This is a genomic window from uncultured Draconibacterium sp., assembly GCF_913060805.1.
In the GTDB taxonomy this organism is placed as follows: Bacteria; Bacteroidota; Bacteroidia; order Bacteroidales; family Prolixibacteraceae; genus Draconibacterium.
Map to the genome: position 1 here is coordinate 29,933 of NZ_CAJXTC010000026.1, position 12,170 is coordinate 42,102.

Sequence of the window (12,170 nt, forward strand, 5' to 3'; positions counted from 1 at the left end):
GTTACTCTAAATCAATTCTCCGTACAAGTCATAATCTTCGGCACCTGTTATTTTCACTTTAACAATGGTGCCGTTTTTTATTTCATCGTCGGTAGTAATATAAACTTCTCCGTCAACCTCAGGCGAATCAAATTCGGTACGTCCAACGTAATAATCGCTCTCTTTTCGGTCGATAATCACATCGAACTCCTTCCCTATTTTTTGTTGGTTAAGTTCGGCTGAAATGTATTGCTGTACTTCCATAATTTCGTCGGCACGCCCTTGTTTTACTTCGTCTGGCAAATTGTCTTCGAATTTATTAGCAGCATAAGTACCATCTTCATCCGAGTAAGGGAAAACACCAAGTCGGCCAAATTTCTGCTCCTGCACAAATGCCTTCAACTCTTCAAAGTCTTCCTCGGTTTCGCCTGGGAATCCAACAAGCATGGTTGTGCGAATAACTACTCCCGGTACTTCTTCTTTTATTTTGGCAATTAAAGCTTCTGTTTCTTCGCGGGTAACATGACGCAACATATTTTTCAGCACGCGATTTGAAATGTGCTGCAATGGCATATCAAGGTATTTGCACACTTTTGGATTTTCGCGCATTACCGGCAAAATCTCCATCGGGAATTTGGTCGGATACAAATAATGCAAACGAATCCACTCAATTCCTTCCACTTCCGAAACCTGATTGATCAATTCTGCCAGTTGGTTTTTTCCGTACAGATCAATTCCGTAATACGAAAGATCTTGGGCAATCAGCAACAATTCTTTCACTCCTTTTTTGGCCAGGTAACGGGCTTCCATCACCAGGCTTTCGATGGTGCGTGATTGGTGTCGCCCCGTCATTTTTGGGATGGCACAGAAAGAACAAGAACGGTTACAACCTTCCGATATCTTCAGATAAGCAAAATGCGATGGCGTGGTAATTTTACGCTCGTAAATATACTCGGGCGCATAGGTAACTTTCAGCTCTTCAACCATGGCTTTCATATCGAACTTACCAAAGTATTTATCTACTTCGGGTAGTTCATTCTCCAGCTCGTTGTGGTAACGCTCCGAGAGACATCCCATAACGTAAAGCTTGTCGATTTCGCCACGTTTTTTAGCCTCGGCGTAATCCAGAATCATATCAATCGATTCCTGCTTGGCATCGTGAATAAAACCACAGGTATTTACAAATACTGCATCAAAATTGGTTTCGTTTGAATCGTGTAATACTTCAAATTTCCCCTTCTGCAACTGGTTCAATAAAACCTCCGAATCAACCAGGTTTTTCGAACATCCCATGGTTACCACATTTACCCTTTTCTTCGCCATAATTTTTCTTGTTTCTTTTCCGGCTGCAAAGTAAAGATAAATTTGTCTGAATTAAGAAAGTATAAGCGACTAACTACTGAAATATAACACATGTAAATAATCGTTTTCCGAGCCTTTTCAATCACCAATCAATAAATATTTATTGTTTTTCAATAATTATTTATTTAATTTGCATAAAAACATTAAAACAACTACCATGAAAAAGATGGGAAAAACTCAAACCGAACAAGTTTTGATTTTTATGAAGATATTGGCATGGATAGCATTCTTCGGATTTGCTGTTGCGGCTGGAGCTACACTTTTCATTTATACAGTAAGTGTTTGGAATCCAGATGCCGCAAGCCACCTATATGATGGAATAAATCTGTATGATCTAAGGCAAACCAGTTTATTGAAATATTCAATCACTATGTTCCTCTTAATATTAACTAATGCAATGAAAGCTTATGTTTGGTGGATGGTTGTTAAACTCATTAATAATTTAAAAATATCTAATCCATTTACCCGAATAATTGCATACAACCTCGCAAAAATAAGTTATACGTTATTCGCCATTTGGATATTATCGGTAACTGCCGGTGGCTTTTTTGCATGGATGGGTGACATAGCCGGCAACCTGAATGCTAACTGGAAGCACGGACAATTTTTGTTTATGGCTTGTCTGGTGTTTATTATTTTCCAGATTTTCAAGAGAGGTATAGAAATTCAGTCAGAAAACGATTTAACCGTTTAAGCCATGCCAATAATTGTAAACCTTGATGTAATGATGGCGCGACGCAAAATGTCGCTAAACGAACTTTCAGAGAAAGTAAACATCACACTGGCCAACCTTTCAATACTAAAAACCGGCAAAGCTAAAGCAGTTCGTTTCAGCACACTGGAAGCTATTTGCGAGGCGCTGGATTGTCAACCCGGTGATATCTTGGAATATGTAGAGGAAAAATAACTTGCCTGATCCGCTTCGTGTTTTCTGTCATCTCGACGAAAGTGCGAGGAGAGATCTGTTACCGCAGCGCAAAACAGTAACAGATTCCTCTCTACGTTCGAAATGACAATCAGACTTCTAATATTTGTATAAGCAGGATACACCAACTATTGCTTTGTCTTCAACGGATCAGCCGCTTCCTTAAAAAACTGCTCTTGCAAAGTAGGTACAACTGTGTCGGCTTTTACCAGCTGAATCATTTCTACCAACTGATCTACCGTATGGTTAATCCATAATTCGCCAGCTTCAGCATTGGCATCCCAGGCTTCTCCACCGTAATGATTCGGATAACTGGCATACCACCAAATTCCGGTATAAACATATTTTAGTGCATTCATCCGGTCCTGATCAACACCCGATTGATCTTTGGCCCTATCAACATGCACCACATCGGGCACTGTAGCCAACATTTTTGATGTCTCGCTGTTTCCGGCATGCTCATCAAACGGATCATGACGTGTTAAAGCTTCAGCTTTTTCATCCAACTCCTTGTCACCCTCCGGACGAAACCAATAAAGTGAATAGCCACGTGGCTCAGAAAGTTGTGCCATTCCAAAATAATTTAGAAAAGCATTGTTGCCGCCATGTCCGTTTACAATTATTATTTTCTCAAAACCATTGCGGTGCAATTCGTCTAATGTTTCCTGCAACACTTTCCAAATCAATTCGGGCGAATACGAAATGGTACCGGGCTGATGACGCGCTTCGTTAATCTGGCTAAAATAATACCACGGAAAAACCACCGTATATTCCTGCTCCGCTGCGCGAAGCGAATATTCACGCGACATGTATAAATCGGTGCCTAAAGGCAATTGAGGACCGTGTTTCTCCATTACTCCAATCGGAATAATGCAGGTTTTAGCACTCTTTTCAACAGCTTTAACAAAATCAGGTGCGGTTAATTCTTCCAGGCGATACGATAAATCCTGGGCGTAAACAAACGAAGTGATGGCCAAAAGCAACAAGGTTGCAACTTTTTTCATAGGTCTTAGGTTTTAGTTAATATTTCCATAAAAATAGATTCTTGGAAACATTTTAGCAACGATTTTCTATTTTTATCGATAAACTTACAACATGCCAGTAGTAATTGCACATAGTCATTTAAATCCCGGTGGTGTTACCCGCATCATCGAATCGCAGATCGACAGCCTTGAGGGAGAAGAGATAAAAGTTTTGGTAGGCGCTTGCCCCGATGCCAGTATGATAACGTCGAAAAATGCCGAACTCCATATTATTCCCGAACTCAACTATCTCGAGCGCCGGCAATACACAGAGGAGGAAGCAAAAGAAATATTGCACAAAGTACATGGTGAAATTCGTCAACACCTCACTCCCGATACTGTTCTGCACTTTCATAATCTTAATCTCGGAAAGAATCCGATTGTTACTTATGCCGTTTATTTGCTGGCAAAAGAAGGTGTAAAGGTGTTTAACCACGCTCATGATTTTGCCGAAGACCGCCCCAGTAATTATTCGTTTCTGGAAGAAATTATCTATGGTAATTTTTCGCAAAATATCGACGAAGTGCTTTACCCAAAACTGCCCAACTATCAGTTCGGTGTGTTGAATTCATTTGATTTCGACCGATTGAAAGAATTGGGAGTAACGGAAGACCGTATTGAGTGGTTGCCAAACCCGGTAACTTTTAATGCGTCGGATGACCTGCCCGAAAAAGCAGATGCCAAACAAGCCGTTTGCGAAGAGCTGAATATCGATGCAAAAAAACTGTTGGTTACATATCCGGTGCGTGTTATTCAACGAAAAAATATTGGCGAGTTTATTCTGCTTTCCATACTGTTCCGCCACCGTGCGAATTTCGCGGTAACGCAACCACCACAAAATCCGGTTGAGATTGAAATGTATAACCAATGGCTGAAATTCTGTAACAAGAATGAAATTGACATTGTGTTTGAAGCGGGCCAAAAAGTAAACTTCGAGAAATTACTGCGAGGAAGCGATTTCTGCGTCACCACCAGTTATAAAGAAGGTTTTGGAATGGTGTACCTCGAACCCTGGTTACTTGATACCCCCGTGGTTGGCCGCGACATCGATTTTATAACCCGCGATTTTAAAGACGATGGTTTTAGTTTTCCCACGCTATACTACAAGTTAAATATTCCCGGAATTAAAACTGACTTCAAAGATCTGAACTTAAAAATGCAGATGGAGATCATTTCCGGAGTTCTTAGCGAAAAGATAGAAAAACACAAACTGTTTGAACAAAATCCCATCTTAAACACTCTATTTAGTGACGTATCGTCACATGTAACAGAAAAAAACAAGACAATTATCAAAAACAACTATTCTTTACAGGGATATGGAATTAAACTTCAGAAACGATATAAAAAAATGGTTGGATAGTTCAGAACAACTGCAACCCATTCCCACCACTTTTTGCCCCAATTTAAAAACCGATTCGAAAGAAAAGATAAAGGCCGTTATTTTCGATATTTACGGCACCTTGCTTATTTCTTCGTCTGGCGATATCGATCAGGCTTCGCTGAACAAGGATAATATGCGCGCAGCCATGGAAGCCGGAGGATTCGACTTCTCGGGTTGCAAGGAAGAAACCTGCAGTTTTCTGCTCGACCAGTTACAAGTGCAGGTTAAAAAGCAGCACGAAGAGCTAAAAACCAAAGGTCATCCCTACCCCGATGTAGATATTTTTAATGTTTGGAAAAACATGTTCGAAGCGGCTCAAACGGAAGGTTTACTCAAACTGAGTGGCGACGAAACATGGGAAGACACCATAATGGTTTTCGAACTGCTGAGTAACCGCGTTTATCCCATGCCGGGCATGAAAGAAGTGCTGCTGGAAATAAAAAAATTGGGCATTCCAATGGGTATTGTTTCCAATGCGCAATTTTACACGCCCATAATCATGAATTATTTTCTGACCGGTGAATTTTCAACCGATCAACATATCGATCTTTTTGAGGAAGATCTTTCGGTGTACTCTTTCAAAGAACTACGGGCAAAACCCGACACGGCGTTGTTCGAAAAATTTATTCCGGTATTGAACAGCAAGTATAATATCGAGCCATCGGAAGCAATATTTGTGGGCAACGACATGCTGAAAGATGTATACACCGCCACAAAAGCAGGGTTGCGAACAGTGCTTTTTGCCGGCGACGAACGTTCGCTGCGACTGCGCGAAGACGACCCGCGCGTGAAAGGCATGTTCCCCGATTTTATTATCAAAGATTTACAACAACTACTGAAAATTATAGGATGAAGTTAAACGAATTACGCGTAGGAATTATCCATTCCTTAATTGGCAAAAACGATGGTGTTTCCATTGTTATCGACCAAACAGTTGAAGCCATGTCGGAACACCTCGACATAAATATTGGTAACTTTTTCTTTTTGGCTGCGCACTCATCGCCGCGTTTTAATGCGCAAACAAACGATGTGTTCTGGCACAAAAGCGAGGCGCACAAAACCATTTTGAATAATTTCAATAATCCCGATACCGAAGGTCTGGATGAATTAATTCATGAAAATGCGCTGTATGCCAAAAAAGTTATTCAGGAGTGGGTTGACGAAAACGATATCGACCTGATTATTGCGCACAACACTTCGCATCCGTATAATTTTATTACGGCAGTAGGTTTAGGTTATTACATTGAAGAGTTGCGCGCCGAAGGAATTATCTGGCCAAAACTGATGGTGTGGTGGCACGATTCGTATTTTGAGCGCGATATTTTTTCGAATCCGAATGAAGTGATTCAGAAATATTTGAAATACTTGCCGGGAGTTACTTTTGTAAATTCGATTGCCTTTATCAACAAGCAACAAATTGATTTAGGAAAAAGGCTTTTCGAACAACTCAACGCCAGCAAACTCGAAAAATTCTTTAAACTGCGAACAACTGTTGTTCCTAACACCTGCGAAATTCCATGGGACTGGGAAGACATCGATCCGCAAACCGAAGAGCTCATTTGCCCGGTACAAGACAATTACAACGATTCATTTTTTAAAGACATCGGCCTTGTTCAGCAAGTAGAAAGCCGCGGTTTTACAATGGACGAAACAGTAATTCTGTTGCAGCACACCCGCGTTGTTCCGCGGAAGAAAATCGAATTGGCGATTGATCTGGCTTTTGAACTGGAAAAGAAATTCACCAAAAACCGCGAGAAAAAATGTGTGGCGGTCATTGTTAGTGGACATTCGGGCGACGAACAAAACCAGTACCTCAACAATTTGTACGTGCATTACACCGAACTTTGCAAGGCACATCCAAACAGTAATGTGGTCCTGATATTTGGCGAGCACAATATCCTTTCGCACCGCGATATTATTGTGGACCGGAAGTTTTACAAATTTGCAGAAGTCCCTTCTATCGTTGCTGCTCATGGCGGACTTGGAACTTATTTCAGCGATGTGGAAGGGTTTGGTAACAACTTGCTTGAAATGATGTCGTTTGGATTGCCGGCGGTAATCAACAAATACGAGGTTTATAAAGAAGAAATTGAGCAATATGGTTTTGACCTTCCGGCAATTGACGGCGGTGGCGTAACCGAAGAACTAGTTGACTCGGCTTACCGCTTGCTTACAGATATTCCATACAGAAACAAAGTAGTAATGCACAACCTAAAAGTGCTAAAAGAAAAGCTCGATCATAAAATAATTGCTGATAAACTCGAACCGATTATAAAAAGTATGTATATGCGCGAGTTATAAAACAATTGTTCATGTTAATTATGCTGTAAAACGCGTATTTTCAAAAGACATACTTGTCGTTTAAAACAACAATTTTTTTATATTTAAAAGGTGGCCGAAAACGCGGCACAATCAACAGTTATTTGACAATTAAAATAGTAGAAAATGGGTGATTTTTATCAGAATGGATTTGTAGCAACACTGCATAATTTACGTGCCAGACCTTATGAGGAGCTGGAACAAAAATTGGAAAAATTTAGTAAAAAACGTCCCATTGGATTAATCATTCCTTCCTTATATTCAGAACTTTCGCGCCAGGCACTAAAAGATATTGTTTCGGTTTTAAAAGACATTCCTTATGTTTCGGAAATTGTTATCGGTTTAGACCGTGCCGACGATTATCAATACAAAAATGCGCTGGAATTTTTTGCCGAATTACCACAGCATCACCGCGTTTTATGGAACGACGGACCACGCATGCAGGAATTCAAAAAGAAACTGGCATCGAAGAATATTGTTACCACCGTTCCCGGAAAAGGAAGAAACGTTTGGTTTTGTTTTGGTTACATGATCGCCTCAGGGCGTTCGGAAGCAATTGCTCTGCACGATGCCGATATTGTTACCTACAACCGCGAAATGCTGGCACGACTGGTTTACCCGGTTGCCGATCCTTCGTTTAACTTCAAATATTGCAAAGGATTCTATTTCAGAACCGATGATGAAAAGTTACACGGTCGCGCCGTTCGTTTGCTGGTTACTCCCCTTTTACGAACCTTAAAAAAATTATTGGGCCATCATACTTACCTCGAATATCTTGATAGTTTCAGATATCCGCTGGCAGGCGAATTTTCAATGCGTGCCGATGTAATTAAAACCATTCGTATACCGTACGATTGGGGGCTTGAAATTGGTATTTTGAACGAGGTTGAACGTAACAACTCGTTTAACCGGATTTGTCAGGTTGAAATTGCCGACCGTTACGATCATAAACATCAAGACCTGTCAGCCGAAGATGCCGAAAAAGGACTGTCGAAAATGAGTCGCGATGTTTCGCGTGCAATTTTTGGGAAACTGGCCTCGGATGGAATTACATTAAGCGCCGAGTTTTTCCGCACACTAAAAGCAACCTATTACCGTATTGCACTCGAATTTGTTGAATTATACAAAGCCGATGCTGCCATGAACGGCCTCACGTACGATTTCCATAAAGAAGAAGAAGTGATCGACCTTTTTGTGAAAAACGTTTATCAGTCCGGCATTCAGTTTCTGGAAAATCCTGATAACGTGCCTAATATGCCAAGCTGGAAACGTGTACAAAGCGCATTCCCCGACATATTAGAAGAGTTTCATGAGATAGTAGAAGCAGATAACAACATCCTCTAAAACCCCAAGAAATATGATCAATCCCGATACTTCTTTCGTCAAAAAAATAGAGAGTCGGCTAAAGTTTATCTATAAGGATAAGTATGAGAAATCGATTCTTGCCGATCTCATTCATGTGATTTCGTCGTACCGGATCAACTCGTCAAAAGGCCAGAAATGGGGTGAAAAAGATGTGGTTTTGATCACGTACGGCGACAGTATAAAAACGAATGATGAAGCCCCTTTACAAACATTGCGGGCTTTTTTAAACGACAAACTAAACGAACAGTTAACGGTTGTCCATATTTTACCTTTTTTCCCTTACAGCAGCGACGATGGTTTTTCCGTGATTGATTTCAGAGAGGTGAATCCCGAGCTGGGCGACTGGCGCGATATTGAAGATTTGACAAAAGATTACGACCTGATGGCCGATTTGGTGATCAATCATGCATCGAGCAAAAGCCAGTGGTTTAAAAACTTTTTAAAGCAGCACGGAAAAGGTAAAGACTATTTTATAACCGAAGATCCGAAAACAGATCTATCGCAGGTGACGCGGCCGCGCAGCACACCACTTTTAACGCCTTACGAAACGGCAAACGGCACCAAACATGTTTGGACAACTTTTAGTGCCGACCAGGTGGACTTGGATTTTTCCAATCCCGATTTGTTGGTTGAAATGATGGATATCCTAATCGGTTACATCGACAAAGGCGCACGAATTATCCGCCTCGATGCAATTGCATTTTTGTGGAAAGTAGTTGGCACCACCTGCCTGCATTTACCCGAAACCCACGAGGTGGTTAAACTTATGCGCGATGTTGCTGAGTTTATCAATCCGAATACGATTATATTGACCGAAACCAATGTGCCCAACAAAGAAAACCTGAGCTATTTTGGCGATGGCGACGAAGCACATATGGTTTACCAGTTCAGCCTCCCACCCCTGTTGTTGCATGCATTGCACACAGGTAATTCAAGTTATCTGTCGACATGGGCAAAAAGCCTACCGCAACTCGACGGCGATAAAACTTTTTTCAATTTTACAGCCTCGCACGACGGTATTGGTGTTCGTCCGTTGGAAGGACTTTTACCCGACGACGAAAAAAATTCGTTGGTGGAAAATATGAAAGGTTTTGGTGGCATGGTTAACTACAAATCCAATCCGGATGGCAGCCAAAGTCCGTACGAATTGAACATCACCTATTTTGATGCACTTAAAGGCACTCATAAGGGCGAAGACCAGTTTCAGACTGACAGATTTCTGGCTTCGCAGATTTGCATGATGAGTTTGGCCGGCGTTCCTGCATTTTATATTCACAGCTTAACAGCCACCCCAAATTATTACGAAGGCGTCGAAAAAACACAACATAATCGCACTATAAATCGCCGCAAATGGGAACTGGATGAGTTGAAGAAAGTGCTTAACAGCGACACGCCACAGAAGAAAGTATTTGAGTCGTTACAACAACTAATTCTGCTTAGGAAAAAACAAGCAGCGTTCCATCCAAATGCCGGCCAGGAGTTTCTGGATTTTGGAACTGATCTTTTTGTTCTAAAACGAAAGGCCGAAAACCAAACCATTCTGGTCATCATCAACCTGAGCGACGAAGAAAAGGAGATTGAAATTCCGGATGCATTTACTTTCGATCTGATTTCGGATTCAACAATCGATTCAGGCAAACTGAAAGCCTACCAATGTTTGTGGCTTACATAAACCTAGTGGCAAATTCATAAAAAAATACCGATGCAAAACATCGGCAATAAAAAAGGGGCTTTTGATTTAAAAGCCCGTTTTTTATTGTTTTTATTGCCAATTAAGGTTTAACCTCTGAATTGGTTTTTAATGTTGTTTTTTGCCAGTCATCGGTATTGGCAAACTTCCAGGTATTCAAAAATCCAACTTTAATAATGTTCTGCATTTTCTCCCAGTTTATTTTACTCAACTCATCTGATGGTTGATGATAATCAGGGTGCATAGCTGCCATAAAGTAGAAAATAGGAATGTCTTCCTGAGCAAATGGTGCGTGGTCGCTACCGCCACCGGGACGCTCCGACGGACGCAACTCAAGATCCAGATTTATATCGTAATCTTCAATATTCTTTTTGGTGGTTTCACCAATTACAGTGTTTGCTTCCGTGTAAACCATGTGTGCCTGGTTACCTAAAGTATCGCCTTCAGGATTTCGGGCAATCATATCATAGTTCAAATTCAGCACCACATTCATATCTTTTTCTTTTGCGTCGCGAACAAAATAGGTCGATCCGAACAAACCTTTCTCTTCGCCCGTCCATGCTGCGAATACAATCGATCTTTCAGGTTTTTTGCCGGTAGCCATAAAAGCTTTTGCAATTTCCATTACACCAACCGTTCCCGATGCGTTATCATCGGCTCCGTTGTAAATAATTCCATCCACTTTACCCAGGTGATCGTAGTGTCCGCCAACAACAATAAACTCATCTTTCTTTTCGCCTTCGATATAGCCAACAACATTTCGTGCGTTAACTACTTTCGAGTTTACCGATGTTTTAAAAGCTACCGATTTTCCGCTAAGAACTTTCGAAGCCGGTTCCATATTAGTGGCTGCGTCCTCTTCAAATTTTACAATGTCGATGCCTGATCCAGACAAAATTTCGTTGGCAACACGCGACGACACAGTGAAAGTCGACAAGTTTCCACTGAATTCTTTTCCCGGTAACGACATTCTGTTTCCGTAATACGGATTTGGGCGTTTGTCGCTTTCGTTAAAACCACCATTATCTCTGTAAATATTGTTTTGCGCCCAGCCCATCATCGGGTTGGCATCCGGACTAATTCGGATTACTGCCAAAGCTCCTGCTTCCTGCAAGCTTTGCATTTTGTCACGCTCGAGGTAATAAGCTGCATAACGTCCTTCAGGTTTGTACTTTTTGTAGGCCACAGAAGTTGTGTCTTTATGTCCCGGGTATCCCTGCAGAATCACAACAATCTTTCCTTCAACATCAATTTTTTTCAGATCGTCGTATGTTTTATCTTCATCAGAATAGCCATAACCCGCAAAAACCAGCGGAGCCTGAACTTTTTGTCCAACGGTTCCGGTCTGCACATAAAAATCAGTTTGATAGGCAAAATCCATCGAACTTTCGCTTCCCGGTTTGCTAGTTACCACTGAAAATACCTGCTCGTCGCCCGGTTCATATTCTACAAGGCCAAAATTCTGATAATAAGTATGGTACAGTTCAGGTCTTGCTCCAGCCATGCGTTCGCTTCGCGATGGTTGCGTGTAAGCTTCGTCGCCAAATGGCTGAATTCCATAGGTTTGAAACATCGATGCAATGTAATCAGCAGCCATATAAGCTCCTTTTGTTCCTACCGCTCGGCCTTCGGTCCAGTCGGATGCCAGAAACTCCAGTTGTCCTTTTATCGACTCCATGGAGATTGCTTCCAGTCCTTTTTCAACCTCGTTTTGGGCAAATACAAAATGCCCGGAAATAAACAGAATTAAGAGTAATGAAATTTTTTTCATGCGATTTAAATTGTTTTTGTTAATGGTTCTATACAAAATTGGCTTTCTGATCAACTATCTCTATTTGGATACTTTCTCAGACGCACAGGTTTTTTTAGGATATAAAGACAAAATGCTTACTATTCTGTCATTACAAATTAATGGGTAGAAAAACGGGCTCATAATTACAGTTCTGCCACATTTTAATTTCTCACTTCTTTTGTCAATAAACGATTAAAACAAACTTAATTAAACCCTATTGATCTCAAATTGACAAATTAAACCCAATAATTATAACATTTCGTCAACACAATAATAACAAATAATTGCTTTCAGAAACTAAACATTTGTCATGTTTTGCTGAGATGTACTTTTCG

Annotated in this window: 10 protein-coding genes; 7 read left to right on the forward strand and 3 right to left on the reverse strand. The window is 41.0% G+C overall.

From position 1 onward, the window contains the following. Window positions 1-6: 6 nt before the first annotated feature. The gene (gene rimO / locus QZ576_RS15365; protein WP_297098672.1) at window positions 7-1,302 is read right to left on the reverse strand and encodes a 30S ribosomal protein S12 methylthiotransferase RimO; all 1,296 of its coding nucleotides are present in this window, start codon (window positions 1,300-1,302) and stop codon (window positions 7-9) included. Between the two features lie 196 nt (window positions 1,303-1,498). On the opposite strand from rimO, the gene QZ576_RS15370 reads away from it, so the two are divergent. Beyond that, window positions 1,499-2,035, forward strand: a complete 537-nt coding sequence (locus QZ576_RS15370) for a DUF2975 domain-containing protein (RefSeq protein ID WP_297098673.1) — start codon at window positions 1,499-1,501, stop codon at window positions 2,033-2,035. Window positions 2,036-2,038: 3 nt separating this feature from the next. Continuing rightward, window positions 2,039-2,248, forward strand: coding sequence for a helix-turn-helix transcriptional regulator (locus tag QZ576_RS15375; RefSeq protein ID WP_297098674.1), 210 nt, complete (start codon window positions 2,039-2,041; stop codon window positions 2,246-2,248). A 146-nt stretch (window positions 2,249-2,394) separates the two neighbouring features. Here QZ576_RS15375 and QZ576_RS15380 read toward each other — a convergent pair whose 3' ends face one another. Next, window positions 2,395-3,270, reverse strand: coding sequence for a creatininase family protein (locus QZ576_RS15380; RefSeq protein WP_297098675.1), 876 nt, complete (start codon window positions 3,268-3,270; stop codon window positions 2,395-2,397). 91 nt (window positions 3,271-3,361) lie between these two features. On the opposite strand from QZ576_RS15380, the gene QZ576_RS15385 reads away from it, so the two are divergent. The 5 genes from QZ576_RS15385 to QZ576_RS15405 all read left to right on the forward strand — a co-directional run bounded on the left by QZ576_RS15385 (window position 3,362) and on the right by QZ576_RS15405 (window position 10,025). Then, on the forward strand, window positions 3,362-4,648 hold the full coding sequence (locus QZ576_RS15385) for a hypothetical protein (RefSeq protein ID WP_297098676.1): 1,287 nt from the start codon (window positions 3,362-3,364) through the stop codon (window positions 4,646-4,648). Then, window positions 4,641-5,522, forward strand: a complete 882-nt coding sequence (locus tag QZ576_RS15390; protein WP_297098677.1) for an HAD family hydrolase — start codon at window positions 4,641-4,643, stop codon at window positions 5,520-5,522. Before QZ576_RS15385 ends, QZ576_RS15390 begins: the two co-directional genes overlap by 8 nt. Next, window positions 5,519-6,970, forward strand: a complete 1,452-nt coding sequence (locus QZ576_RS15395) for a glycosyltransferase (RefSeq protein WP_297098678.1) — start codon at window positions 5,519-5,521, stop codon at window positions 6,968-6,970. Before QZ576_RS15390 ends, QZ576_RS15395 begins: the two co-directional genes overlap by 4 nt. 144 nt (window positions 6,971-7,114) lie before the next feature. After that, entirely contained in the window at window positions 7,115-8,332 is a 1,218-nt protein-coding gene (locus QZ576_RS15400; RefSeq protein ID WP_297098679.1) for a hypothetical protein, read from the forward strand. Between the two features lie 13 nt (window positions 8,333-8,345). Further along, on the forward strand, window positions 8,346-10,025 hold the full coding sequence (locus QZ576_RS15405) for a sugar phosphorylase (RefSeq protein WP_297098680.1): 1,680 nt from the start codon (window positions 8,346-8,348) through the stop codon (window positions 10,023-10,025). A gap of 100 nt (window positions 10,026-10,125) precedes the next feature. On the opposite strand, the gene QZ576_RS15410 is transcribed toward QZ576_RS15405, so the two are convergent. Beyond that, window positions 10,126-11,814, reverse strand: a complete 1,689-nt coding sequence (locus tag QZ576_RS15410) for a M20/M25/M40 family metallo-hydrolase (protein ID WP_297098681.1) — start codon at window positions 11,812-11,814, stop codon at window positions 10,126-10,128. Between the last annotated feature and the right edge of the window lie 356 nt (window positions 11,815-12,170).